Below are 26433 nucleotides of genomic sequence, written 5' to 3'. Positions count from 1 at the left end.
GCTGGCGCGCCAAAATCGCCCGCGCATTTGGAGCGTGTTGCCCGTAAATGCAAGGGGGTCGAACGCCTCCGGTTCGGCAAGGGCGTCTGCGCCAGCTTCGTGACGGCATAATGACAGCCCCGATCCACGGGAACCGGCGCCTCTCAGAAGCATTGTGATCGACCGTTGGGGCTCTCTGGACTTTTGCCTGCGCGTTCAGCACCGCGTCACCTCGGGCAGGCGATCAGCTTGCCAGTCTTCCTACTTCTGCTTAATGCCGGGCCATCTGCCCGATCACAGACGGACCCGTCGCTTGATCCTATCCCCTTTCGAATGGACCATCGCCAAGCGCTACATGCTGCCCGGAAAGGGCGAGCGCTTCATTGCCCTGGTTGCCGGCATCAGCCTGGTGGCCGTGATGCTGGGCGTCGCCGCGCTGGTCATCGTCATGAGCGTCATGAACGGCTTCCGCGCGGAACTGTTCGACAAGATCGTGGGGCTGAACGGCCATGCGATCATCCAGGCCTATGGCGGCCGGCTGGACGACTGGCAGAGCGTGCTGAAGGATGTCCGCGCGACTCCGGGCGTGGTCAAGGCCTCGCCGCTGATCGAACAGCCGCTGGTGACCACCTTCAACGGCCGCGTCGAAGGCGTGCTGGTGCGGGGCAACACCAATGAGGATATCGCGCGCCTGCGTGAAAAGGTGCAGGCAGGCAATCTCGGAGAACTGGTTCCCGGCAGCGACAACGTAGCGATCGGGTCGCAGCTCGCGCAGAATCTCGGCGCGCAAGTCGGCGATACGATCACCGTGATGAACCCGCTCGGCCGCTCGACGCCGTTCGGCACCGTCCCGCGCCAGATCGCCTATCGCGTCGCTGCCATCTTCGAGATCGGCATCTACGATTACGACAAGGCCTATGTCGTGATGCCGATGAAGGACGCACAGACGCTGATGCTCACGGGCGACACCATCGGCATGATCGAGGTGACGACTACCAACCCGGACCGCGTGGGCGAGATCATCGCGCCGCTTGAACGGCAGTTGAAGGGCCGCGCCATTGTCACTGACTGGAAGACCATCAACGCCTCCCTGTTCGAGGCGCTGGCGGTGGAGCGCGTGGCGATGTTCGTCGTGCTCTCGATCATCGTGCTGGTGGCCGTGTTCAACATCCTGTCCTCGCTGATCATGCTGGTGCGCGCCAAGACGCGCGACATCGCGATCCTGCGGACGATGGGAGCGACCCGGCGTTCGCTGCTCAAGGTTTTCGTGACGACCGGCTTCTGCATCGGCGTGCTGGGAACGCTGGCGGGGGTGCTGCTGGGCATCGTGTTCCTCTACTTCCGCCAACCGATCGTTCATTTCGTGGAGATCGTGACCGGCCAGAACCTCTGGGATCCCTCGATCCGGTTCCTGACCGAGTTGCCCTCGCGCCCGGACCCCGTGGAAATCGCGGTGATCTGCGTGATGGCCCTGATCTTCAGTTTTCTCGCCACGCTCTATCCCGCCTTCAAGGCGGCGAGCACCGATCCCGTGCAGGTGCTGCGCTATGAATGACACTGCCCATGCTTCCGCCAATGGAGCGGTCGTCCGCCTCGACAAGCTGACGCGCAGCTTCGAGCAGGGCGGCGTGACCATCGATGTCCTGCGCGGCGTGGACCTCGACGTTCGCCCCGGAGAGATCGTTGCCCTGCTCGGGCCTTCGGGTTCGGGCAAGTCGACCATGCTCCAGGCCATCGGCCTTCTCGAAGGCGGTTTCGGCGGGCGAATCGAGATTGCCGGCATCGATGCGTCGAAGCTCGGCAAGGACCGCCGCGCGGCGGTTCGGCGCGACCATATCGGCTTTGTCTACCAGTTCCACCACCTCCTGCCGGACTTCAACGCGATCGAGAATGTGGTCCTGCCGCAGCTCATCACCGGCAAGCCGCGCGAGGAGTGCGAGGAGCGCGCGCGCGAATTGCTGAGCGCGCTGGGGTTGGGGCAGCGCCTCGAACACCGGCCGAGCAAGCTCTCGGGCGGCGAGCAGCAGCGCGTCGCCGTGGCCCGTGCCCTGGCCAACAAGCCGCGCCTCGTGCTGGCCGATGAACCGACCGGCAATCTCGACGAGACCACCGCCGACACTGTGTTCGCGCAGTTCCTCGAACTGGTGCGCGGACAGGGCAGCGCGGCGCTTGTGGCTACCCACAACGAGCGGCTGGCTGCAGCCATGGACCGGGTGGTAAGACTCCACGAAGGGGTGCTGGCCTGACCCGGCCGGGATAAAGCTCAGGGAACATTGCGCGATTCCTGCGCGTTTCATGGGCCGAGGCAAGACGCGCGAAAGGAGCAACATATGAGCGACTTTCCCACCACCATCCAAGGCATTCCGGCTGGCGACAGCCCCGGATGGAACGACGGTGCGGAACTGCACAAGGCCACTGATGGCAGTGGTCTGTTCAACGTATTCAAGGCGATACGCCGAGATACGGTGGCCAATCTGATTCGCTACGTGATGCACCTCCCAGAGGCGGATCAGGTGAATTATTCCGTTCAGAAGGACGGTGACAGGCTGCTGGAAATCGGGGACATACGCCGTCTTTATCGAAGGACGGACTTCCCCCATGGCGTCACCAGTTGATCTCCGAACGATTGCGGATTTCGAAGTCGCCTTGCCCGGCGGTGAGACGGTAAGTCTCGCCGACAGGCTCGGCCAAGTGCTGCTCGTGGTCAACACGGCCAGCAAGTGCGGTTTCACGCCGCAATATGCCGGACTGGAAGCACTCTGGCAGAAATATCGGGACCGCGGCTTCGAGGTCATCGCCTTCCCGTGCAACCAGTTCGGCGGGCAGGAACCGGGCTCGGCCGAGGAGATCGCCTCGTTCTGCGAAGTGAACTTCGGCCTCTCGTTCCCGCTCATGGGCAAAGTGGACGTCAATGGAGACGATGCCGCGCCCATCTGGACATGGTTGAAGCGTGAAGCGCCGGGTCTGCTCGGCAGCAAGTCCGTGAAATGGAACTTCACCAAGTTCCTGATCGGCCGCGACGGCAAGGTCGTGCGTCGCTACGCTCCCACCGATAAGCCGGAGAGCCTGGAAAAGGACATCGAGGCGCTGCTCTGAACGAGCAGCGCCTTCTTTCGTCCTGCCATCCGGCTCAATAGTAGAAGGCGTTGTAGATCACATCGACCACGCGGCGCGTGGTGCGGTTGACCAGCAGCAGGTCGGGGCCGTAGCGCACCCAGTAATAGCCCGGGGGCGGTGGGCCGACGCCGACCATCGAGTAGTCCTGGAACAGATAGGCCGAGGACAGGAAGATGGCCGGCAGGACCATCCGCACCGTCCATCGCCGATAGCTGTAGCCCCGCGGATAGCGGTACGGCGGCGCGCGCATCGGGCGGAACGTGCTCGGCCTTCCTGCGCCCGGACGATGGGGCTGGGAGACGACGGGCGGACGCGGATAGCCCGGTTGGCCGGGGCGGTTGCCGCTGCCCGGCTGGCCCGGGCGATAGTTGCTGCCCGGCTGTCCCGGGCGGTAGTTGCCACCCGGCTGCCCAGGGCGATTGCCATTGCCGGGCTGGCCGGGGCGATGGTCTCCACCGGGTTGCCCCGGTCGATTGCCGCCACCCGGTTGCCCCGGCCGATTGTCGTTGCCGCCACCGGGCCGACTCGGCTGCGTCTGGTTGCCGCCGGGGCGGGTAGGCTGCGGTTGCGGTTGCGGGCGGCTTCCTCCCGCGCCGGGCTGGCCGGGGCCGGAGGGGCGATTCGAACCACCCGACGGTGGCCGCGCGCCCTGGCCCTGCGATCCGCCGGGACGATTCTGCTGTGCCATGGCTGCGAACTCCAGAGGCAGCAGGCCTTCCGGTGCGAGCAGCAGGGGAACGAAAGCGAGATAGGCGAACTTCATTCACACGTCTCCAGAACGGCCGATCCGGCATAAGACGAAAACGCCGAAAACGGCGTGGGTTGTGCATGAATCAATGGTTCTTGAAGACACCGGGTCGGGACTTCCGGCAAGGACAGGAACGGGCCGAACATGACGCGATTCCGCCCGACTTTCAAGGCGCTCCGACAGCAGCAGGGCCCGTACCCGCTCGCCGGAATCCAGCCATCCGGCGCGAGACCGGACCGTTTCGGAGCCATCGCGATCCCTTTCCCCCGGCTTATCCCCAGACGCGCCTTGATCGGGGCATAGGGCAATGCCTAAATTCCCCGGATGGCCCATGCATCCTTCGTACCTCTGCGCATCTTCTCAAGTTTCACGATGCTGGACGGCGCGATCGATCCCAAGGCCGCGGCAAAGCTGGCCAAGGAACGCAAGTTTCCCGCCGCCGCCATCTGCGACCGTAACGGTCTCTACGGTGCCCCCACTTACGCGCAGGCCTGCAAGGGAGCCGGCGTCCAGCCCATCGTCGGCACTTTCCTCGCCGTCGCGCGGCCGGGGGTGGTGGCACAGGGACAGGACCTGCCGATCGACTGGCTCGCGCTTTTCGCCCAGAGCGAGGCCGGCTGGCTGAACTTGTGCGATCTCGTCAGCCGCGCGCACCTGGAGCGTCCACTGGAGCTCGACCCGCATGTCACGCTGGAATCGCTGCGCGGCCACACCGATGGCCTGATCTGCCTGACCGGAGGCAGCGAAGGCGCGCTGACCCGGCTCTATGCGGCGGGCAAGTTCGAAGCCGCGGAAAGCTATTGCGACAGCCTGCAAGCCCTGTTCGGCGACCGGCTCTATATCGAGATCACCCGCACCGGCGAGCAAGTCGAGGACGAGAGCGAGGAAGACCTGATCGCGCTGGCCTATGTGCGCGATATTCCCCTCGTCGGCACTAACCCCGCGCAATATGCCGAAGCGCAGTTCCACGCCGCGCACGATGCCATGCTCTGCATCGCCAATTCCACGCAAGTCGACGCGCCGGAGCGTCCCCGGTCCTCGTCCGAACGCTGGGTCAAGCCTGCGGAGACGATGCAGGAGCTGTTCGCGGACCTGCCCGAGGCGCTGGCCAACACCCTCGTCGTCGCGCAGCGCTGCGCCTATATGCCGCCGCGCCGCAAGCCGCTGCTGCCCAGCCTTGCCGGCGACCTTGAGGGCGAGGCGCGGATGCTGGCGGACAATTCCCGCGCCGGCCTTGCCAGCCGTCTCGCGCCCTATTGGCCGGACGTTACCGAAGACGAACTCGATGCCGCCATGGCCCTTCAGGGCGAAGAGCGCGAAGCCGCCTATCGGGAACTGGCCGAGCGCGGCGTCACCGAGGATTTCCTCGACTATGCCAAGCGCCTCGATTTCGAGGTGCAGATCATCGTCGGCATGGGCTTCCCCGGCTACTTCCTGATCGTTGCCGACTTCATCAAGTGGGCCAAGGACAACGACATTCCGGTAGGACCGGGCCGTGGTTCAGGCGCGGGCTCGCTGGTCGCCTGGGCGCTGACCGTCACTGACCTCGATCCCCTGAAGCTGGGCTTGCTGTTCGAACGCTTCCTGAACCCGGAACGCGTCTCGATGCCGGACTTCGACATCGACTTCTGCGAAACCCGCCGCGGCGAGGTGATCCGCTACGTCCAGCGCAAGTACGGGCACGATCACGTCGCCCAGATCATCACTTTCGGCAAGATGAAGGCCCGCGCCGTGCTGCGCGACTGCGGCCGTATCCTTCAGATGGGCTACGGCCGCGTCGACAGTCTCTGCAAGATGGTGCCGAACCATCCGACCGACCCGTGGACGCTCACCGATGCGCTGCATGGCCGCAAGCAGCATGGCGTCACCAAGGATCCGCCGGTCGCGGAATTCCGCCGCGAATACGATGTCGACCGCGAGGTGAAGCGCCTGGTCGACCTGGCGGTTCAGCTGGAGGGTCTGCCCCGCAACTCGTCGACTCACGCGGCGGGCGTCGTCATCGGCGACCGTCCGCTGGCGCAACTGGTGCCGCTCTACCGCGACCCGCGCTCGGACATGCCGGTGACGCAGTTCGACATGAAGTCGGTGGAGGATACCGGCCTCGTCAAGTTCGACTTCCTCGGCCTGAAGACGCTTTCGGTGCTGAAGAAGGCCTGCGACCTGCTGGAACGGCGCGGCATCACGATCAACCTCTCGACGCTCGCCTGGGACGATGCGGCCGTTTACGAACTGCTGAAGCGCGGCGACACCGTGGGCGTGTTCCAGCTGGAATCGGAAGGTATGCGCCGCACGCTGGCGGCCGTGAAGCCCACCAATTTCGGCGACATCATCGCGCTCGTCTCGCTCTACCGTCCCGGCCCGATGGACAACATCCCGCTGTTCGGCAGGCGCAAGAACGGGCTCGAATCGATCGAGTATCCGCACGACAAGCTGGCCGGTATCCTGGGCGAGACTTACGGGATCTTCGTCTATCAGGAACAGGTCATGCAGGCCGCGCAGATCCTGGCAGGCTATTCGCTCGGCGATGCCGACCTTCTGCGCCGCGCCATGGGCAAGAAAGTCCAGGCGGAGATGGACAAGCAGCGCCAGCGCTTCGTCGATGGCTGCAAGGAGGTTTCCGGGATCGAGGCGGGCAAGGCCAACGAACTGTTCGACTTGATCGACAAGTTCGCCGGCTACGGCTTCAACAAGTCGCACGCCGCCGCCTACGCGCTGCTCGCCTATCACACCGCCTGGTTCAAGGCGCATTACCCGCACGAATTCTACGCCGCCTCGATGTGCTTCGACATGCACCAGTCGGAAAAGCTCGCGATCTTCGTCGATGACGCCCGGCGCAACGGCATTCAGCTCGCAGCGCCCGACATCAACATGTCGGAAGCCGAATTCTGCGTGGAGGAAACGCCGGACAGCCACGCGGTGCGCTATGCCCTCGCGGGTATTCGCAATGTCGGCGAGAAGGCGATGGACGCCATCGTCGCCGAGCGCGAAGCGAACGGCAAGTTCGTCAGCCTCGACGACGTGTTCAGGCGGGCCCCTGCCGGCTCGATGAATCGCCGCCAGCTCGAAAGCCTGGCCGCTGCCGGTGCTTTCGACGCCCTGGAGCCGAATCGCGCCAAAGTCCTGGCCAATGCCGATACCCTGCTGGCGGAAGCGGATCGCTCCTCGCGAGAGCGGAACAGCGCCCAGCATGGCCTGTTCGGCGGGGACGATCATGTCGAGCAGGGCTTGCGCTTCGTGGATGCGGACCCTTGGAACCGCATGGACCAGATGGCCAAGGAGCGGGAGACTTTCGGCTTCTACTTCGCCGCTCATCCGGTGGAGCAGTTCCGCGCCGTGGCCTCGGCCAACGGGGCGCGGACCTATTCCAGCCTCATGAACGGCGGCGGGGCAGGGCGCACGGATGCGGTCATGGCGGCCATGGTCGAGAACGTGCAGAAACGGAAGACGCGCCGCGGCAAGGACTTCGTCATGGCCGACTTCTCCGATCAGTCGGGCAATTTCTCTGCCTCCTGCTTCGAGGAAAGCCTGGTCGAGAACTTCGTCAGATGGTCGAAAGAGGGCGCATGCGTGCTGCTCAACGTCGAACTCGACAGCCCCAGCCCGGACGAACCGCCGCGTGTGACGGTGCGGGGCGCGCGGCCGCTCAACGAAGTGAAGGCGGGGGCCCGCATGCTGCTCACGCTCGACATAGACCGGGTGGAAGCCGTGCAGGAACTGGCGATGCTCATGCGGCCGGGAGCGCCCGGATGCGGTGAAGTGGTGGCAGTGCTGGATCTGGGCGAGGGGCGCCGGCAGAAAGTCCGGCTGGGACGGGATTTCGCGCTCGACGGTGAGTTCGCCGAGCACCTTGCCAGTGTGGCAGGGATCTCCAACGTGTCGCTGATCGCACGAAGGGGGCCGGAAGGCCTTCGCCGCGCGGCCTGACCGCATATCCCCTCGATCCGTCCGTCCGCCGCGCGGCCGGTCGCGGCAGCTTGCTATCAGGGGCAAACTGCACCTACCTTTTGCCTTGGCGGGGCTTCCTCCACGGGGGAAGCTGCAGGAAGAGGGGAGGCACCCGATGCTTGGGGCGATGCAGGAATGGGACCTTCGCGTGACGGGGTTGCTCGATCACGCCGCGCGCGAGCACGGCACGCGCGAGATCGTCACGCACTGGGTCGACGGCAGCGAAACCCGAACGGACTGGGCCGGCATCAGGCACGATGCCCTGAAGATGGTGCAGGCGCTGCGGCGGCTGGACATCTATCCCGGAGACCGCGTGGCGACGCTGGCGATGAACCACGGGCGGCACCTTGCGGCCTGGTTCGGGGTGACCGGCGCGGGCTGTGTGCTCCACACCCTCAACCCTCGGCTTTTCGAGGACCAACTCGCCTGGATCGTCAACGACGCATCCGACCGCGTCTTGATCTACGACGCGGCGTTCCAGTCCATCGTCGAACGCCTGCTGCCGCGGTGCCCCTCCATCGCCCATGCCATCTGCTTCGATTCGGCGGCATTCGGGCCCTGTTTCGATGACTGGATCGGGCTGGAGGACGGCCGGGCGCTCTGGACGCCGGGAGCCGAGCGCGACGCCTGTATGCTGTGCTATACCAGCGGCACGACCGGGCATCCCAAAGGGGTGCTCTATTCCCACCGCTCCAACGTGCTTCACACCCTGGCGATCATCGCGCCGTCCTGCCTCGCCCTCGAGCCGCGATCCTGCGTCCTGCCGGTGGTGCCGATGTTTCATGCGAACGATTGGGGGCTGCCCTGGGCCTGCGCGGCGGTCGGCGCGAAGATGGTCTGGTGTCAGACAAGCGAGGCTGAGACGCTCTGCAATCTCCTGCGAAACGAAGCGGTTACCCATGTGGCGGGGGTACCGACCGTCTGGTTCTCGATGTTCGCGCACCTCGACAGCACGGGCAGGGAGATGCCGCCTATCCGCCAGGCCCTGTCGGGCGGCGCCGCCGTACCGCCGAGCGTGGTCGAGCGGCTGATGCGTGCCGGCGTGCGCGTGGTCCAGGCTTGGGGCATGACGGAAACCTCCCCGATTGCAACGGTCACTTACGAACCGGCCGGATGGGACGAGATGACCTTCGAGGAGCAGGTCCTGGTCAAGAGCTTTCAGGGGCGCCCGCTCTACGGCAGCGAAGTCCGCATCGTCCCTCTCGCCGGAGAGGAGAAGGCAGGCGGCGAGGCAGACGGCATCGAGGTAGGGGGCATCGGAGCGGAGGGCAGGGCATCGTCCGGCGCCCTGCAAGTGCGCGGTGCCTGGACCGTACGCCGCTATTTCGGTGCCGAGGAGGACTGCGTAGACAGCAATCAGTGGTTCGATACCGGCGACGTGGCCGCAATCCAGCCCGACGGCGCCTTGCGGATCACGGACCGCACCAAAGATCTCATAAAATCCGGCGGCGAGTGGATCAGTTCGGTCGAACTCGAAAATGCCGCCGTGGCGCATCCCGATGTCATGGAAGCGGCGGCCATCGGCATTTCGCATCCAAAATGGGACGAGCGGCCGCTGCTCGTCGTCATCCGCAGACCGGAAAGCGCGATCGACGAGCGTCAGCTTTTGGCATTCCTGGCGGGCCGGGTGGCCAGGTGGTGGTTGCCGGACGCGATCGAATTCGTGTCCGACATACCCCACACCGGCAGCGGGAAGATCAGCAAGAAAGACCTGCGCGAACGTTTCCGGGGTTATCGCCTGCCGGATTGACCGTTCAGCAGGCCCGCTCAGTTACCGTCGTTCTTCTGGACGTTGTCGGCAGCGTTCTCTGCCGCGTTGCCGACCTTGTTCGCGGCCGAGCCGACATTGTTGGCCGCTTCGGTGATGGCATCGTCCTTGGCGGTTTCGCTCTGCGTACCCTTGCTGAAGAGGTAAATGCCGCCGACAACCGCGATCAGCAGGATCAGCGCCATCACGATGCCCGTCGCTCCTCCCGATGATCCGCGTTCGCGGATGATCGTCGTGGTGGTGGTCGGAGCTTCGGGTGCGCGTTCGGTCGTTACGGTTTCATCGGCCATGACAGCCTCCTGTCCATTTTTATCGTTGGGCAGGGAACGCGCGAGGATGGTTTTCGGTTGCGGAGCGCCTCAGACGGTCACGCGCACCTGGCTCGCTTCACCGACGCGGACATGGACCTGGTAATAGTACTTGCCGGAGGGCCTGCCGTCGGAGGAAAAATTGATCCGCACCTGCTGGGCAACCCCGCGCACCACGATCCGGCGCTTCTGAAGCCGCTTGCGGACCTGGTCGAGATCCACCGTGCCGATGAAGGCCTGCATAGCCGCAGGTGTCATGGCCACGGTCAGGCAATTGCGGTCGCGGTAGTCGTCTTCGGAGTTGAGGTAGAACAGTCCGTTCTGCTGCCCGACTTCGACGACGGGCATTTCGAACATGCCGGCCACCCCGGCTTTTTCGCCGAGATAGGAGGCATACGTTACCGCCTCGATGGCGGAAAGGCATCCCCGGGCGCAGGAAAGCGCGCGGAAGGCCGGCGGTGCGGCTGCGGTGCGAGTTGTCTCGACAGGGTTGGCGGCGGCGGGGGCAGAGGCAGGCGGGGCGGCTGGGGTGGAAGCCGCAGGCGCGACGGTGGCGGTCAAAAGAGCGAGAGTTGCCAGCAACATGGGATCAGCCTCCACCTGTATTTCGAAACGAAGGCTATAGCAGCGAAAGTTGACCGTCCAGCGACGGCCGGCGGAAGGCCGTGCTGTCCAGCAGGATCGCCGGTTTCGAGAATCCCATGCGGGTCATTGCCACCTTGAATCGCCTGCGGAACAGATCGGCCCAGACGCCGGTGGGGCGCATGCGGGTGAAGAAATCCGGATCGTTGTCGCGGCCGCCGCGCAGAGATTGGATCGTGGCCATGACTTTGCCTGCCCGATCCGGAAAATGCACATCCAGCCATTCGCGGAACAGGGGCGCCACTTCGTGGGGCAGGCGGACCATGATCCATGTCGCGCGGTCGATACCCTTATCCTTCGCGGCATGAAGTATGTCTTCGAGGAACTGATCGGTGATCGAGGGAATGACCGGCGCAATCGAAACGTGGGCGGGCACGCCCGCGTCCGCCAGACGCCCCAGCGCGGCGATGCGCTTGGCAGGCGCAGCCGCTCGCGGCTCCAGCAGGCGGGAAAGCTTCGGATCCATGCTCGTCACCGATATGCCCACTTCCACCAGCTTCAGCCTGGCCAGTTCCGCGATCAGGTCGAGATCCTGCAGAACCCGGTCCGATTTGGTGGTGATCGTTACCGGATGCCGCGTTTCCAGGCAGACTTCGAGCACACTGCGGGTGATCCGATAGCGGCTTTCGATCGGCTGGTAGGGGTCGGTATTGGTGCCCATGGCGATGGGAGCGGGGCGATAGCCGGGCTTCGCCAAAGTCTGGCGCAGCAGCCGTGCCGCATTCGGCTTGGCGAAGAGCTTCGTTTCGAAATCGAGCCCGGGGGAAAGGTCGTGATAAGCGTGGGTCGGCCGCGCGAAGCAGTAGATGCAGCCATGCTCGCATCCCCGGTAAGCGTTGATCGAGCGGTCGAAGGGGATGTCCGGAGACTTGTTGAACGACAGGATTGAGCGAGGATGCTCCTCGGTAACCGTCGTGGCCGGGTGCCGCGCCGGACCGTCGATCTCTTGCGCGGCATCCATCCAGTCCCCGTCGCTCTCCCGCTGCGGCAGGTTGAAACGCCGACTGGCCTGGCCGCTGACGGCACCTCTTCCCTTTTGGATTGGCCCAGGAACTCGCATGCGATTCGTATGAACAAAAAGAGAACAAAATACAAGCCAAAGCCGTTCGGTTGATATTGCTCCGGCCAGCCCCTAGGCAGGCCCGACAAGCAAAGGAAATCCGATGGCAGGCGCAGCGCGCAGGATAGGGGCCGAGACATCCGCGACGCGAGCGCGCATCGTCACGGCGACCGTGGAATTGATCCGGGACGAAGGCTATGCCGCCGCCAGCACGCGCCGCGTGGCTGCGCGCGCAGGGCTCAAGCCGTCGCTGGTGCACTATTATTTCCCCACCACGGACGATCTGCTTCTGGAAGTGTGCCGCCAGGGCGCGGCGGACAGCGACCAGATGATCGAGGAAGCCCTGGCCTCCGCCGATCCCGTCCGGGCGCTCTGGGGGTTCTTCGTGGATACCAGCCGCACGGCCATGTCCGTCGAATTCATGGCCCTGGCCAACCATCGCCCGGCCGTGCGCGAAAAGATGGCCGAGCACAGCATCGCCATGCGCCGCCGCCAGGTCGAGCTCCTGGAGCGCCTGCTGGGCGATCGGCTGAAGGCCGTGGAGGGCTTCGACCCGGCCGGGCTCACCGTGATCCTTGCCGGAATCGGCCGTTGCATCGTGATGGAGGAAGGGCTGGGCGCCGAGATGGGCCACGAACAGGCGCGCCGCATCGTCGAATCCTGGCTCGACCGCCTGCAGGGCGCGGGCTGACTTTCGCAAGGGCGATCCATCGCCGCTACGCGCTCGCGCCGATTTGAACAGGCGTTCAGGCCGTGATATTGGAACTCTCGTGAGCCGCTGATTCAGCGGGCCCAATATGACGGGAGAATTCCAGGATGTCGGTCGAGACCCAGACCAGGCTGAAGGCCGAAGAGATCAAGCCGAAGATCGGCAGCCGCGTACTCAACAGCAGGGAAGACCTGCTCGTCGGAACGGTGGCCACCGAAATCCGCGAGCTGCTGGAAGCGCGCGGCGTACTCGTCTTCCCGCAAGTGAATTTCACGGACGAGGAACAGGTCGCCTTCACCAAGACGCTCGGCACGTTCGCGCCCGAGCGGAAGGGCGGCGAGGAGGTGATTTCCAAGATTACCCTCGACGCCAAGGAAAACCCGATGAGCGCCGAGTACCTCAAGGGCTCGCTCTATTGGCACATCGACGGCACCCGCAACGATGTGCCCATCCTGGCCTCGCTGCTGTCCTGCCGCGTGCCCAGCCCCCGCGGCACGGGCAATACCGGCTTCGCAAACACTTACGCCGCTTTCGAGGAACTGCCGGCGGACCAGCAGGCTGAATACGAGCAGTACCGTATGATCCACGGCCCCTGGGCCAGCCTCTTCTATTACGAGCCCGAGCCCAGCCTCGCCAAGTTGCAGGGCTATGCGCAGATCGGTGAGCAGGAACTGCCGCTCGTCTGGAAGCACAAGTCCGGCCGCAAGAGCCTGGTGATCGGCTGCACTTCGGCGCAAGTGGTGGGCAAGTCCGCGCTGGAGAGCGCGATGATCATCCACGGCCTGCGCGAATGGGCGACGGGGCCGGAGTTCACTTACAGCCACGAGTGGGAAGTGGGCGATCTCGTCATGTGGGACAACACCGGCACCATGCACCGGGCCGAGGCCTATGACCCCACTTGCGGCCGCATGATGCATCGCACCAAGCTCGAAGGCGAAGAACCCTTCGAATAAGGCGTGCTCCATTAGGCAGGGTGCCGCCTGCCCGGGACAAGAAAAAACCCTCCGCCTGGGAAGGCGGAGGGTTTTTTGCACCCCGGGTCCGAAGACCCGGGGCTTGGATGCGAAAGGCTCAGGCCCAGGCAGCCATCTTGGTTTCGAGGTTCTGCACGATAGCCTCGAAGAACTGCTCGGTGGTCATCCAGTTCTGGTCCGGACCGATCAGCAGCGCGAGGTCCTTGGTCATCTTGCCGCTTTCGACGGTTTCGATGCAGACCTGTTCCAGCGTCTCGGCGAACTTCACGACTTCCGGGGTCTCGTCGAACTTGCCGCGGTAGGCGATGCCGCGCGTCCAGGCGAAGATCGAGGCGATCGGGTTGGTCGAGGTGGCCTTGCCCTGCTGGTGCTGGCGGTAGTGACGGGTCACGGTGCCGTGAGCGGCTTCCGCTTCCACGGTCTTGCCATCGGGCGAGAGGAGGACCGAGGTCATCAGGCCGAGCGAGCCGAAGCCCTGTGCAACGGTGTCCGACTGGACGTCGCCGTCGTAGTTCTTGCAGGCCCAGACGAACTTGCCCGACCACTTGAGCGCCGAGGCGACCATGTCGTCGATCAGGCGGTGCTCGTAGGTGATGCCGGCGTCCTTGAACTTGGCGGCAAAGCCTTCGTTGTCGAAGACTTCCTGGAACAGGTCCTTGAAGCGGCCGTCATAGGCCTTGAGGATCGTGTTCTTGGTCGAGAGGTAGACCGGCCAGCCCAGGTTGAGGCCGTAGTTGAACGAGGCGCGTGCGAAGTCGCGGATCGATTCGTCGAGGTTGTACATCGCCATGGCGACGCCCGGAGCCGGGAAATCGAACACGTCGAGGTCGATCTTCTCGCCGTTTTCGCCATCCCACACGAGGCGCAGCTTGCCGGCGCCCGGGATCAGGGTGTCGGTGGCCTTGTACTGGTCGCCAAAGGCGTGACGGCCGACGACGATCGGGTCGGTCCAGCCCGGAACCAGGCGGGGCACGTTCGAGATCACGATCGGTTCGCGGAAGACGACGCCGCCCAGGATGTTGCGGATCGTGCCGTTGGGCGACTTCCACATCTTCTTGAGGCTGAATTCGGTGACGCGGGCTTCATCGGGGGTGATGGTCGCGCACTTCACGGCAACGCCATGTTCCTTGGTGGCGTTCGCGGCGTCGACGGTGATCTGGTCGTCGGTCTCGTCGCGCTTTTCGACCGAGAGGTCGTAGTACTTGAGGTCGACGTCGAGGTAGGGGAGGATCAGTCGTTCACGGATCCATTCCCAAATGATCCGCGTCATTTCATCGCCGTCCATCTCGACGATGGGATTCTTGACCTTGATTTTTGCCATTCCGGAAAACTCCCCTGGAGGTGAGAAATTGGGGGTCTCTTAGGCAGGCGGGGCACGGCTGGCAAGGCGCTGTCGGGCAGGGCACCCGCTTTGCGCGGGGGCGGAGTTGCGCGCCGCGCATTACGCGCTGGCGATCGTCCGGGGGGGAACCAAACTGGCCGCCGCCGCGGCAATCCGCGTTCCGTCAAATTGTAGAGATTTGGGGAAGGTCGGCCCTAGTTCTGGCCGACTGTCCGAATGGTGGGCGTAGCAAGGATTGAACTTGCGACCCCTACGATGTCAACATAGTGCTCTACCACTGAGCTATACGCCCACACCATTCGGTCGGTCCGTTGCGGCATTGTGTGCCGCTCGGTGGAGTGGCCCTCTAACGGTGGTCCCGAGGGTTGGCAACCGGTTTTTTCAAAAAACTTCTTTGGGCCTGTCGATAGCCCTGTGGATAGTTTCGATCAGAGCCGCGCGTGCTCCGAAAGGCCGAATACGCGCTGAACTTCCATAACGATATCACGCAGATGGAAAGGCTTGGACAGGACCTTGGCGTGCGGCGCCTCTCGGCTGGCGCGCAGGGACACGGCGGCGAAGCCGGTGATGAACATCACCTTGGTCATCGGAGAAACTTCGGCGCAGCGCTGCGCCAGTTCGATTCCGTCCATTTCGGGCATGACGATGTCCGAAAGCAGAAGGTCGAAGTGGTCTCTTTCCAAATAAGGCAGGGCCTCGGTGCCGCGATCGACGGCCAGCACATCATAGCCGGCGTTTTCCAGCGCGCGGGCAAGATAAGTGCGCATGGCCTGGTCGTCTTCGGCAAGCAGGATGCGGATCATCGCGTTTTCATATCCAGATTCGGGGCCAAACCACGGCCAGATTCGTCGGGTGGCGCGTCGCACGCTCTTATGCTCCAAGCCATAACCCCTGTCTGGTTAAAATTCTCGCTAGGATTACGAAGTGATCGGGATCGGGACGCTTTGACAGCGGGACTGGAAAGGGCCAGCGTAGTGGGCATGATCGATCCATTGGGCGCGAATGATTCGCAACAAGGTGCCGGAGGCCGCATTCCCGGCGCTCCCGGCATTCCCGCTTTCGTCCTTTCAGCGCCCGAGCCTTCGGCCATTCCCGTCCTGATCGCTGCGCCTCATGCCGGGCGGGCCTATCCTTCGTCGCTTCTCAAGGACATGCGGCAGCCGGAAACCGTCTCGATCAGGCTGGAGGATCGCCTTGTCGATCGCATCGCCAAGGGCGTGGCGCGGGCGACGGGCGCATCGCTGCTGTTCGCCCAGGCGCCGCGCGCGATGATCGATCTCAACCGCGCGCCCGACGATGTCGACTGGGACATGTTTTCGCGCGCGTCGCGCCCTGCCGGGCATCGCGGATTGCCGAGTCGGCGGGTGCGAAGCGGACTGGGGCTGATACCGCGCCGCCTTCCCGGTGTCGGGGAAATCTGGCGCGGCCGGCTCGAGGAGAGCGATCTCAGGGCTCGGATCGACGGGGTGCATGAACCTTACCATGCGGCCCTGGCGAGCGCCTTGAGCGGCCTGCGTGAGCGCTGGGGGGCGGCGTTGCTGCTCGACCTCCATTCCATGCCCCCGCTGGCGGCGCGGCTTGGCTCCGAGCCTGTGCGTTTCGTGGTGGGGGACAAGTTCGGTGCCAGTTGCCACGGTAGCCTCGTGGGAGCCTGTTTCTCGCACTTTGCGCATCATGGGTGGGAAGCGTCGCACAATCGTCCCTACGCGGGCGGATATGTGCTGGAGCGACATGGGCGGCCTGCCGAGGCGATCCATGCCATGCAGCTGGAGATCGACCGCAGCTGCTACCTCGATTCGCGTCTGCTGGAGCCGGGTCCGGGCATGGAGGCGGTGATAGAACTGCTGTCAGGGCTGGTACGCCAGCTGGCTGCGACCGTCTGCGAGCTGGCGCAGGATTCGGGCAGGGGTATGGCGCAGGCGGCCGAATAGCCCGGCCGCGGCTCGAAATCGCGTATATCTGGGATCTGGAAAATGCCCGCAGGCGATGCGGTCTTCAGAACCGCTTGAGCCCATAAAAAACCACCTCGCGCAATGCGCGAGGTGGCCAAGGTTCAGGGAGGAGGTGCACGATGTGCACCAGCCTGACCGGGCCATGAGGGTAGCGCCGATCAGGTAGCCCTAACATAGCAAGCCTGATCGCACATTCAACCCCTAGAATGGGGTACGCAACATATGTTTTGCAAGAGCGCGTTTGGATAGCGTCGCATAATGGAGCGGAGGTGTGACAAATTTGTCATAAACCTCCGCTCCGAGCGGGTTTAGCCGCTGGTTCTCAGGCGCTCGGCAGGATCTGCGGGCCCTTGCCCTGCGAAACCTGGCGGCCGAAGATCTCGCGTACGAGGTCGAGCGAGAAGAGGTGGGCGTAGATCAGCGGCAGCATGCCGTTCTGGTTCCACTGGCGCAGAACGTCACCGCGCATTTCGCGCAGCTTGTTCTCGTCGACCATCTGGAAGCCGCGATACGTGAAGGGCTGGCCGGTGCCGATATCGATGTTCAGCTCGCCGTCCATCAACAGGTTGTGCTTGGCCAGTTCCGCCATGAAGTTGGCGGTCTTGGTGCCGGCGATCTCGAAGTTCTCGCAGAACTTGAGCATGTTGGTCGTGGCTTCGGTCGGCTCGGTGCCGTTGAACAGGGCTTCGCCCTCGTCGCCTTCACCCACCAGGTCGCTGGTCGGATCGATGCAGAGCGACAGTTCCTCGGCGTCGGGACGCAGGCGTGCCAGCATGAAGGGATAGCGGCGCGCGTAGGCCGGGATGTAGACCGGGGTGTTCACGGTGCCGTCTTCGTCGACGTAGACGTTCACGCCTTCGTTCATGCCCATCAGCACCAGCGGGACCGGATTTTCGCCTGCCGTGAAGATGATCGGGAAGTTGCGCTGCGCCTGCGGGAATTCCTCGACGGTCAGCGGAATCGAATTCACGCCGACGAGCCAGGTCGCCTTATCGGTCGAGCGGGTCTTCCAGGTGGTGTGCTGCTGCGAATTGAGCGGCACGAGGTCCTTGTAGAACAGGGGCAGGGCAGGATTCTGCGGCGCGGTGGCCATTGCGATACTCTCCGCAAGACAGGGAAATTTTGAAGGCGTCGCTTTAGGGGCTGCGCGGGGCGGGCGCAAGCGCCGGCCCCGCCGGAACGGGGATATTGCGCGAGTCGGCCTTCGGCGGCGTGTTCGGCGATATTATCCTGTCAGATCAGCTTGCCGGGATTGAGCAGCCCTTGCGGGTCGAGTGCCTGTTTCACCGCGCGCAGGATGGATAGGGCCACCGGATCGCCGAGGCGCGCCAGTTCGTCGCGCTTGAGCTGGCCGATGCCGTGCTCGGCCGAGATCGAGCCGCCCCATTCGGTGACGAGGTCGTGGACGTAGCGGCTGATCGCCTTGCCCTCGCCGGCCTGCCAGGCGGGGCCGTCGGTCACGCTGGGGGCGATGACGTGGTAATGCACGTTGCCGTCTCCGAGATGTCCAAAAGCGATGGCTTCGGTGCCGGGCCATTTCGCCTCGATCATCGGGATGGTCGTTTCCACGAAGTCGGGCATCTTTTCGACCGGCACCGAAATGTCATGCTGGACCGCCGGACCGCGGGCCCGCTCGGCGGGCGAGATCGATTCGCGCAGGAGCCACATTGCCTCAGCCTGGGCTTCGCTGGCGGACATGGCGGCGTCCTCCACCAGTTCGGCCTCGAAGGCATCGGCCATCATCGCTTCGCAGCGGTCCCGCAAGGTCGCGGCTGCCGAGCGGTCCGCCACCACTTCGATCAGGACGTGCCAGGCATGCGCGTCTGCAAGCGGCGCGCGCGCATCGGGCAAGTGGTCGAGCACGGCTTCGAGGCAGGCTTGCGGCAGCACTTCGAAGCCTTCGAGCGCTTCTCCGGCCGCCGCCTCGCAGTGGAGCAGGAGCTTTCGCGCTGCGCCCAGCGAGGGAACACCTGCCCAGATGACCACGCGTTCGGCGACGGCCGGGAGCAGGGCGAGGGTTGCGGCGGTGACCACGCCCATCGTCCCTTCGGATCCGATCAGCAATTGCTTGAGATCGAAACCGCGGTTGTCCTTCTTGAGCGGCGTCAGCATCGAGAAGATCCGGCCATCGGCCATGACGGCTTCCAACCCCAGCACCAAGGCCCGCATCGAACCATGGCGCAGCACCTGGGTGCCGCCGGCATTGGTCGAGATCAGGCCGCCGACCGTGGCGGAGCCCTTGCCGCCGAGCGAGAGGGGGAAACGCAAGTCCTGCGCTTCGGCGGCTTCGTGAAGCGTCTGGAGAACGACCCCCGCCTCGCAGGTCACTTGCCGGGCCTCGGCATCGAGCGCGCGAATCGCATTCATCCGGCGCAGCGACAGGAGCAGCGCCGAACCGGTGGCGTCCGGGGTCGCGCCACCGGACATGCCGCTGTTGCCGCCCTGCGGTACGATCGGCACGCCGTGCTTCGAGCAGAGCCGCAGAAGCGCGGAGACTTCCTCGGCATCGGCCGGCGAGGCGAGCGCCATGGCCGCGCCGGTGTAACGGCCGCGCCAGTCGGTCAGCCAGGGCGTGACGAGTTCCGCATCGGTGGTGAATCCACGCGGACCGAGCAGGTCGGCGGCTTCGGCGAGAAAGCTGTCGGTATGGGTCATGGGGGCGATATGGCACAGGCGCGAACAGGTTTCACCAGCACTCTTCGCAAGATAGGCAGCACTCTTCGCGGGATAGGAAGGCGGTTGGCGTTGCGCCGAGTTAAGCGCTGGTTCAAGCTCCTGCGCTATGGCGACGGTTAAAGCGCGCCCGGGGACCGTTCCTTTTCATGAATCTCGCTTCCGTCCTGCTCTATCCGTTTGCGCTGCTGCTTCCCGCAGTCGGCCTGGGCGGAGGTGGGCGCGCGAAGCACGAAGATCGTCCGGAAACGCCCGCTGCCACGGCCGCGCCGGCTGAGCAGGGCTACGTCTGGCCGGAAGAACTGCCCGATTCGCCCAGCGCCTGGCGCTTCGCCGCCGAGGCTTTCGAGCATGTCGAGCCGGACAGTGCCTGGCAGGTGCGAATCGAGCAGCGCATGACCATCCGAATCAGCCCGCGCGCGCAGATGCCCGCTCCGCCGGAAATGCTCATGGGCATGCCGGGGCGCGAGGACGATCGGCCGCGTTATTCGGAACGCAAGATCGGCAAGTGCCTGCCGATGTCCGGGATCGCCGGGGTCCAGCCCGACGGTCAGAGCCGCCTGCTGTTGTTCATGCGCGATCGCCGCGTGGTGGGCGCGGACCTGGAGCGCGGGTGTCGGGCAGGCGCATTTTACTCGGGTTTCCTGCTTTCCCGCACGTCCGACGGCCAGCTTTGCATCGATCGTGACGAGTTGCTTTCGCGCAGCGGCACGACCTGCAAGCTGTCACGCATCCGTCAGCTTGTGGTGGCGCGATAGGCTGTCACGGAACGCGCGCGGGGCGGCAGATGCGTTTCGCGCGGCTTTTGCGAAGGCGAATCTTGCAGCCTGAAGCGGGCAGGGCGTGGATTTCCTTGACTTCTGCGGTATTTCCCGCCTAGGCGGCGCGCAGGTGTACGATTGGCATGCGCGTGAATCATATGATTCGGGTCTCGCTGCCGCGCCGCGACATAATCGAAGTACCCTGCATTCTCGCAAGACTCCTGCCTATGAGACCTGTCTGTCTATGAACTTTGCCGATCTCGGCCTGTCTGACGAACTGCTGCAAGCGGTTGAAACCGCTGGCTATAGCGAGCCGACTCCCATTCAGGCGCAAGCCATCCCGCCGGTCCTGATGATGAAGGACCTTATCGGCATCGCCCAGACCGGGACCGGCAAGACGGCCAGCTTCGTGCTGCCGATGATCGACATTCTCGCGCATGGCCGACGCCGCGCGCTGATGCCGCGTTCGCTGATTCTCGAGCCGACGCGCGAACTCGCTGCGCAGGTCGCCGAAAACTTCGAGAAGTACGGCAAGAACCACGATCTGAAGATGGCGCTGCTGATCGGCGGCGTGCAGATGGGTGATCAGCTCAAGGCGCTGTCAAGCGGCGTCGACGTGCTGATCGCGACTCCGGGCCGCCTGATGGACCTGTTCGAGCGCGGCAAGATCATGCTCACGGGTTGCGAACTGCTCGTCATCGACGAGGCGGACCGCATGCTCGACATGGGCTTCATCCCCGACATCGAGACGATCTGCTCCAAGCTGCCCACCACCCGGCAAACGCTGCTGTTCTCGGCAACGATGCCGCCGGTGATCAAGAAGCTGGCAGACCGCTTCCTGACCAACCCGAAATATATCGAAGTCGCCCGCCCGGCGACGGCGAACACCAATATCGTCCAGCACAAGGTGGCGGTGCAGTCGCGCAAGAAGCGCGAAGTGCTGCGCGACCTGCTGCGCACTGACAATGTCTCCACCGCGATCGTCTTCGCCAACCGCAAGACTACCGTTCGCGAACTGGCCAAGAGCCTGAAACAGCACGGTTTCGCGGCCGGCGAGATCCATGGCGACATGGACCAGCCCGCCCGTCTGGCAGAGCTGCAGCGGTTCAAGGATGGTGCGGTGAACATCCTCGTCGCGTCCGATGTCGCTGCCCGCGGCCTGGATGTGAAGGGTGTAAGCCACGTCTTCAACTTCGATACGCCCTGGCACCCGGACGACTATGTGCACCGCATCGGCCGCACGGGCCGTGGCGGCGCATCGGGCCGTGCTTTCACGTTCGTGACCCCGGAAGATGCCGAGGCGATCGACAATGTCGAAAAGCTCACTGGCGGGAAGATCCCGGTCTATCAGATGGCGGATGAGGAGGCCCCTGAAGCTCCGGCCCGTGAAGAGAAGCCCCGCCGTGAAAAGCGTGAGCGGTCTTCGGCCCGCGAAGAGCGCCCGGCCCGTGAGGAGCGCCCGGTGCGCGAAGAGCGAGTCGCCAGTGAAGAGCGAGTCGCCAGTGAAGAGCGCGCGCCGGTTCGCGAAGAGCGGCCTGCCCGCGAAGACCGTGCACCGCGCCGCGAAAGCCGCGGGGAAGAACAGCGCCGCGAGCGCCGTTCGGATGGCAACCGGTCGCGCCGCCGCGATCAGGAGCCGGCTGACGACGGCTGGAACGGCCCGATCCCGGAATTCCTCCACGTTTCGGCGCTCGCCTGAGCGCACGGTCGGGAGAATGCCCTGAGGGGTGTTTTTCCAGATAATTCCAAGACGCCCCGCTTTTTCTTCGGAGGAAGCGGGGCGTTTTTGCGTTGCGCCTGAGCGCGGGCGATCTCGCTTGCGTGGCTGCACGGCCGCATGCCAGACTGCTTTCGAAGAGGCTGTCTGCAGCGGGGATCCGATGAAATACAGGTACATGCTGGCGTTCGTAGGCGTGTTTGCTGCCTCCTGCGGCGCGCAGGCCGGTCCCCGGCCGGAAGCGGTCGTCGAGGGCGGCAAGCTGGCCGGCCGCGTCGAGAACGGCGTCGACAGCTGGAAGGGCATTCCTTTCGCCGCGCCGCCGGTCGGTCCCTTGCGCTGGCGCGCGCCGCAACCCGCCGCCGCCTGGCAGGGAACCCGCGAGGCCACGACTTATGGCCATGACTGCATGCAGAAGCCCTTCGACGGCGACGCGGCGCCGCTCGGCACGCCGCCTGCCGAGGATTGCCTCTACGCCAATGTCTGGCGTCCTGCCGCAGCCAAGGGCAAGCTGCCGGTGGTCGTGTGGATCTACGGCGGCGGCTTCGTGAACGGGGGCGCTTCGCCGCCGACCTATTCCGGCGCGGAACTGGCGCGGCAGGGCGTCCTGTTCTTCAGCTTCAACTACCGCATCGGTCGCTTCGGGACTTTCGCGCATTCGGCGCTTACCCGGGCGGCGGAGGACGGCGGCATGGTGGGCAACTACGGCTACATGGACCAGCTGGCCGCGCTGCGCTGGGTTCAGCGCAACATCGCTGCTTTCGGGGGCGATCCGGCCAATGTCACCATCATCGGCGAGAGCGCCGGCGGCATGTCGGTGAACAATCTCGTGACCTCGCCCGAGGCCGATGGCCTGTTTCACAAAGCGGTCGTGATGTCGGGCGGGAACGGCACGAGCCTGGCCAATCCGGATCTTGCCGCGGCGGAAGAGATCGGTGGCCGCTTCGGGCAGTCCAAGGGCATCGCTCCGGGCGACCCGGAGGCTCTGGCGAAATTGCGCGGATTGACGGCCGAGCAAGTGATCGACGGTCTCAATCTCGCGGCGCTGTTCACGCCGCCCGGGGGCTTGCGGACCTTCGCCAGTCCCTTCTCCGATGGCCGCATAGCGGTGGACCAGCGCAAGGCTTATGAAACCAGCCGTTTCCACCACGTTCCGATGATGATCGGCGCGACCAGCGACGACATCGGCGGCGTCAGTGGCGGCATGGTAGCCGGCGCGCGGCAGATCTCCGACCTTGTCGCCAAGGCGGGCGTTGCGGTCTACGAGTACCGCTTCTCCTACGTTGCGTCCTCGCTGGAAGGCGGCGGCAAGGGCGCCGGCCACGCTACCGACATCCCGTTCTTCCTCGATACCCAGGCGGTGAAATATGGAGACCGGACCAGTGCGCGGGACAAGGCGATGGGCGGGATCGTCAGCGCCTATCTCGTGAATTTCGCGCGGACCGGCGATCCCAACGGCACCTCCTTGCCGAAGTGGTCGCCGCGCGCCGGGGAGGGCGGGGATCTTCTCGACTTTGCAGCCGATGGCACGGCGCGCTTCGAGCGCGATCCGTGGATCGAGCAGATTCGCGCGGCGCCGGTAAAGGCCGGCCTCTGAAATGGCATCAAGCTGGCAGGCTGGCCCGCGTCAGCCTGCCGGTTTGACGAAACTGTCGAGCACGCGCTTGAGCCCGGCCTGTTCGAATTCGATCTCCAGCTTGTTGCCTTCCTGGGAGATCACCGCGCCGTAGCCGAACTTCTCATGGAACACGCGGCTGCCGATTTCGATGTCGGTGCGCGGTTTGGCGGCGAAGCTGGCCGCACTGCGCGTCGATTCGGCGATTTTGCGCGGCGTGGTATCGAATTCCCGGGCTGCGGCGCGCTGCCACCCCGGGCCGCGCGTTACCGTGCGGGCGGGCTGGGCGCGGGCCACTTCGGCAAAGGGATCCGCCATTTCGGACCATTGCGCCCGCCAGAGCGAAGCGCCGCCGGTCAGCGTGGTTTCGCTCTCGACGTGATCGTCCGGAAGTTCGGCAATGAAGCGCGAGGGGATCGAACTGGTCCACTGGCCGTAGATCCGCCGATTGGCCGCGTGCAGGATCGTGCACTTGCGCCGCGCGCGGGTGATCGCGACGTAGGCGAGCCGGCGCTCTTCCTCCAGGCTGGCCAGTCCGCCTTCGTCCATCGCCCGCTGCGAGGGGAACACGCCTTCCTCCCAGCCGGGCAGGAACACATGCTCGAACTCGAGTCCCTTGGCCGCATGCATGGTCATGATCGTGACCTTTTCCTCGTCGGAGGCAGCGTCGTTGTCCATGACGAGGCTGACGTGCTCGAGGAAATCACCGAGCGTCTCGTATTCCTCCATGGCCCGCGCCAGTTCGACGAGGTTTTCGAGGCGCCCGCTGGCTTCGGGCGTTTTCTCGGCCTGGAGCGCGTCCGTATAGCCGCTCTCATCCAAGACGGTGCGCATGAGATCGGCTGGGTTCTCGGTGCCGGAAAGGTCCCGCCACCGCGCGAAGTCGCGCATCAGCGACAGGAACGTGTTGCGCGGACGGGCCGGCAATTCGTCGCTGTCGGCGATCTCGATCGCGGCCATGGCAAGCGGAATATTCCGGCGCCGAGCGAGCGTGTGCAGCGCCTCCAGCGCCTTGGCGCCCAGGCCGCGCTTGGGGGCATTGTAGATGCGCTCGAAGGCAAGGTCGTCCGCCGGCTGCGCGATCACGCGCAGATAGGCGAGGGCATCGCGGATCTCGGCGCGTTCGTAGAAGCGGAAGCCGCCGACGATGCGGTATTTCATGCCGATCGAGATGAACCGGTCTTCGAATTCGCGGGTCTGGTACTGTGCGCGCACCAGGATGGCCACCTGGTCGAGCGGGGCGCCTTCGCGTTCCAGCCGCTCGATCTCGTCGCCCACGCGGCGCGCTTCCTCGGGGGCATCCCAGACGCCGATCACGCGGACCTTGTCGCCGGGATGGCGCTCGGTCCACAGCGTCTTGCCGAGGCGCTGGGTATTCTCGCCGATCAGGCCCGAAGCGGCGGCGAGGATCTGCGGGGTGGAGCGATAGTTCTGCTCCAGCCGGATCACCTTGGCGCCCGGAAAATCCTTTTCGAACTTGAGGATATTCGCCACTTCGGCGCCGCGCCAGGAATAGATCGACTGATCGTCGTCTCCCACCACGCAGATGTTCTTGCGCTCCTGCGCGATGAGCCGGAGCCACAGGTACTGGACCTGGTTGGTGTCCTGGTACTCGTCCACCATCACGTATTTGAACCGCTGCTGATACTGTTCCAGCACCTCGCGGTGAGTGCGCAGGATGTTGAGCATGTGCAGCAGGAGGTCGCCGAAATCGCAGGCGTTCACGGCCTTCAGGCGGTGCTGATAGAGCTGGTAGAACTTCTGCCCGCGGCCATTGGCATAGGCCTCGTTCTCGCCTGCATCGAGGTCGGCCGGGTTGAGGCCGCGATTCTTCCAGCGATCGATGCAACCCGCAAGCTGGCGGGCGGGCCAGCGCTTTTCGTCCAGCCCTTCGGCCTGGATGAGCTGCTTGAGCAGGCGCAACTGATCGTCGGTATCGATGATCGTGTAGTTGGGTTGCAGCCCCACCAGTTCCGCATGGCGGCGCAGCATCTTGGCGGCGATGGCGTGGAACGTGCCCAGCCAGGGCATGCCTTCCACGGCCGGGCCGATCAGGTGCCCCACGCGCTCGCGCATTTCGCGGGCGGCCTTGTTGGTGAACGTGACGCAGAGAATCTCGCTCGGCCAGGCGAGGCGGCTGCGCACCAGATGCGCCAGGCGGCGGGTGAGCGCGGCCGTCTTGCCCGTGCCGGCTCCGGCCAGCATCAGCACCGCGCCTTCGGTGGTCAGCACGGCCTCTCGCTGCGGCGGGTTGAGCCCTTCCAGCAGGGGGTCCGAGGAGGCTTCGGGCAGGGAGGATTGCAGATCGTTCACCCGTGAACATCTAGGGAACGGGATGTCGTGGCGCAAGGCCGGTTCGTCGCAGCCCCGGAACAATCCCCCGGCGCCGGGAGTCGCCTAGTCACGGAAAAGAATAACCAGAAACACGAGCAGATGGAGAGTGAGTCATGCACAAATATCTCCTTTCGGGCGCGGCAGCCCTGGCCATCCTGAGCATGTCCGGCGCCGTCCAGGCCCAAGACACCGCTGGGGATACCACAACGGATTCTGCCGGCGAGATGCCCCCTGTGCCGGAAGCCCCGCCGCCGCCCGCAACCCCTTCCGATTCGAGCATGCCCTCGGGCATGGCCGGGGCCAAGCCCATCACCTCCTCGACCATGACACCCGACCAGAAGTCCGTGTACGACGCCTGGCCGGCCGCTCAGCGCGCGGACTACGATTCGTGGACGCCGGAGTATCAAGCCTATTACTGGAGCCTCACGGCGCCGCAGCAGAAGGGCTACTGGGCGCTCACCCCGGACCAGCGCGGGCAAATCTACAAGATGACCCCGGAGCAGCAGGCGATCGCATGGAACTCGATTTCGCAGCAGATGGCCGGCAAGACACCGACGACGCCCCCGGCACAGGCGAACCCTCCGGGTGAAGGCATGCCGACGACCGGCGTTCCCGATCCGCAATATGCCGACCAGACGGTGCGCCCGGCCATGCCGGCGGACCAGACCTATCAGGGCGGCCCTTACAAGGGCGCAATGACCCCGCCGCCTGCGACTGCGATGAACAAGGATTATCCGGTCTGCAGCAAGACCGTGAAGGATGGCTGTCGCAATCGCGGCGGCAAGTAAG

At 64.8% G+C, this 26433-nt stretch carries 22 protein-coding genes and 1 tRNA gene; 13 read left to right on the top strand and 10 right to left on the bottom strand.

Annotation, left to right across the window (positions count from 1 at the left end; all coding sequences use genetic code 11):
- The first annotated feature begins 292 nt into the window (after positions 1–292).
- The 4 genes from EDF58_RS06870 (at position 293) to EDF58_RS06855 (ending at position 3075) form a co-directional block, all read left to right on the top strand.
- Positions 293–1534: a lipoprotein-releasing ABC transporter permease subunit gene (locus EDF58_RS06870; RefSeq protein WP_132263744.1), complete on the top strand. Its 1242-nt coding sequence runs from the start codon at positions 293–295 to the stop codon at positions 1532–1534.
- A complete protein-coding gene (locus EDF58_RS06865; protein ID WP_132263742.1) occupies positions 1527–2225 on the top strand; it encodes an ABC transporter ATP-binding protein in 699 nt (232 codons plus the stop codon). Before EDF58_RS06870 ends, EDF58_RS06865 begins: the two co-directional genes overlap by 8 nt.
- 84 nt (positions 2226–2309) lie before the next feature.
- The gene (locus EDF58_RS06860) at positions 2310–2594 is read left to right on the top strand and encodes a hypothetical protein (protein ID WP_132263740.1); all 285 of its coding nucleotides are present in this window, start codon (positions 2310–2312) and stop codon (positions 2592–2594) included.
- Positions 2578–3075 (top strand): glutathione peroxidase, encoded by a 498-nt coding sequence (locus EDF58_RS06855; RefSeq protein WP_132263738.1) that lies wholly within the window; start codon positions 2578–2580, stop codon positions 3073–3075. The genes EDF58_RS06860 and EDF58_RS06855 overlap by 17 nt, the downstream gene beginning before the upstream one ends.
- A gap of 34 nt (positions 3076–3109) precedes the next feature.
- On the opposite strand, the gene EDF58_RS26615 is transcribed toward EDF58_RS06855, so the two are convergent.
- Positions 3110–3859, bottom strand: a complete 750-nt coding sequence (locus tag EDF58_RS26615; protein WP_207912830.1) for an RcnB family protein — start codon at positions 3857–3859, stop codon at positions 3110–3112.
- Positions 3860–4168: 309 nt separating this feature from the next.
- On the opposite strand from EDF58_RS26615, the gene dnaE reads away from it, so the two are divergent.
- Complete coding sequence (gene dnaE, locus EDF58_RS06845) at positions 4169–7768, top strand: DNA polymerase III subunit alpha (protein ID WP_132263736.1); 3600 nt, start codon at positions 4169–4171, stop codon at positions 7766–7768.
- Between the two features lie 136 nt (positions 7769–7904).
- Positions 7905–9539: a long-chain fatty acid--CoA ligase gene (locus EDF58_RS06840; protein WP_132263735.1), complete on the top strand. Its 1635-nt coding sequence runs from the start codon at positions 7905–7907 to the stop codon at positions 9537–9539.
- A gap of 17 nt (positions 9540–9556) precedes the next feature.
- On the opposite strand, the gene EDF58_RS06835 is transcribed toward EDF58_RS06840, so the two are convergent.
- The 3 genes from EDF58_RS06835 to EDF58_RS06825 all read right to left on the bottom strand — a co-directional run bounded on the left by EDF58_RS06835 (position 9557) and on the right by EDF58_RS06825 (position 11567).
- A complete protein-coding gene (locus tag EDF58_RS06835) occupies positions 9557–9847 on the bottom strand; it encodes a hypothetical protein (RefSeq protein WP_132263733.1) in 291 nt (96 codons plus the stop codon).
- A gap of 69 nt (positions 9848–9916) precedes the next feature.
- Positions 9917–10450: a hypothetical protein gene (locus EDF58_RS06830; RefSeq protein WP_132263731.1), complete on the bottom strand. Its 534-nt coding sequence runs from the start codon at positions 10448–10450 to the stop codon at positions 9917–9919.
- Positions 10451–10484: 34 nt separating this feature from the next.
- On the bottom strand, positions 10485–11567 hold the full coding sequence (locus EDF58_RS06825; protein WP_132263729.1) for a PA0069 family radical SAM protein: 1083 nt from the start codon (positions 11565–11567) through the stop codon (positions 10485–10487).
- 103 nt (positions 11568–11670) lie between these two features.
- Here EDF58_RS06825 and EDF58_RS06820 point away from each other — a divergent pair, with 103 nt between their 5' ends.
- Complete coding sequence (locus EDF58_RS06820; RefSeq protein WP_132263728.1) at positions 11671–12258, top strand: TetR/AcrR family transcriptional regulator; 588 nt, start codon at positions 11671–11673, stop codon at positions 12256–12258.
- Positions 12259–12383: 125 nt separating this feature from the next.
- Positions 12384–13229, top strand: a complete 846-nt coding sequence (locus EDF58_RS06815; RefSeq protein WP_132263726.1) for a TauD/TfdA family dioxygenase — start codon at positions 12384–12386, stop codon at positions 13227–13229.
- Positions 13230–13347: 118 nt separating this feature from the next.
- On the opposite strand, the gene EDF58_RS06810 is transcribed toward EDF58_RS06815, so the two are convergent.
- The 3 genes from EDF58_RS06810 to EDF58_RS06800 form a co-directional block, all read right to left on the bottom strand.
- Entirely contained in the window at positions 13348–14571 is a 1224-nt protein-coding gene (locus tag EDF58_RS06810) for an NADP-dependent isocitrate dehydrogenase (RefSeq protein ID WP_132263724.1), read from the bottom strand.
- 238 nt (positions 14572–14809) lie between these two features.
- Positions 14810–14884: transfer RNA gene (locus tag EDF58_RS06805), tRNA-Val, on the bottom strand.
- 136 nt (positions 14885–15020) lie between these two features.
- Complete coding sequence (locus EDF58_RS06800) at positions 15021–15395, bottom strand: response regulator (RefSeq protein WP_132263723.1); 375 nt, start codon at positions 15393–15395, stop codon at positions 15021–15023.
- 177 nt (positions 15396–15572) lie between these two features.
- Here EDF58_RS06800 and EDF58_RS06795 point away from each other — a divergent pair, with 177 nt between their 5' ends.
- Positions 15573–16523, top strand: a complete 951-nt coding sequence (locus EDF58_RS06795) for an N-formylglutamate amidohydrolase (RefSeq protein ID WP_132263721.1) — start codon at positions 15573–15575, stop codon at positions 16521–16523.
- A 343-nt stretch (positions 16524–16866) separates the two neighbouring features.
- Here EDF58_RS06795 and EDF58_RS06790 read toward each other — a convergent pair whose 3' ends face one another.
- Positions 16867–17637: a SapC family protein gene (locus EDF58_RS06790; protein ID WP_132263719.1), complete on the bottom strand. Its 771-nt coding sequence runs from the start codon at positions 17635–17637 to the stop codon at positions 16867–16869.
- Between the two features lie 140 nt (positions 17638–17777).
- Positions 17778–19199, bottom strand: a complete 1422-nt coding sequence (locus EDF58_RS06785; protein WP_132263717.1) for an FAD-binding oxidoreductase — start codon at positions 19197–19199, stop codon at positions 17778–17780.
- Between the two features lie 167 nt (positions 19200–19366).
- Here EDF58_RS06785 and EDF58_RS06780 point away from each other — a divergent pair, with 167 nt between their 5' ends.
- From EDF58_RS06780 to EDF58_RS06770, 3 genes are all read left to right on the top strand, one after another.
- Positions 19367–19975 (top strand): hypothetical protein, encoded by a 609-nt coding sequence (locus EDF58_RS06780; protein WP_132263716.1) that lies wholly within the window; start codon positions 19367–19369, stop codon positions 19973–19975.
- A 247-nt stretch (positions 19976–20222) separates the two neighbouring features.
- Positions 20223–21677: a DEAD/DEAH box helicase gene (locus EDF58_RS06775; protein WP_132263714.1), complete on the top strand. Its 1455-nt coding sequence runs from the start codon at positions 20223–20225 to the stop codon at positions 21675–21677.
- A gap of 181 nt (positions 21678–21858) precedes the next feature.
- Entirely contained in the window at positions 21859–23292 is a 1434-nt protein-coding gene (locus EDF58_RS06770) for a carboxylesterase family protein (protein WP_132263712.1), read from the top strand.
- Positions 23293–23322: 30 nt separating this feature from the next.
- On the opposite strand, the gene EDF58_RS06765 is transcribed toward EDF58_RS06770, so the two are convergent.
- On the bottom strand, positions 23323–25623 hold the full coding sequence (locus EDF58_RS06765; protein WP_207912829.1) for a UvrD-helicase domain-containing protein: 2301 nt from the start codon (positions 25621–25623) through the stop codon (positions 23323–23325).
- A gap of 134 nt (positions 25624–25757) precedes the next feature.
- Between EDF58_RS06765 and EDF58_RS06760 the strand changes: the two genes are divergently transcribed.
- Positions 25758–26432, top strand: a complete 675-nt coding sequence (locus tag EDF58_RS06760) for a hypothetical protein (RefSeq protein WP_132263710.1) — start codon at positions 25758–25760, stop codon at positions 26430–26432.
- Position 26433: the final 1 nt, after the last annotated feature.

The sequence above is a fragment of the Novosphingobium sp. PhB57 genome, from assembly GCF_004342985.1.
Lineage (GTDB): Bacteria > Pseudomonadota > Alphaproteobacteria > Sphingomonadales > Sphingomonadaceae > Novosphingobium.
Note: the sequence above shows the minus strand (reverse complement) of the source record. Positions and strands in the feature narration are given on the sequence as shown.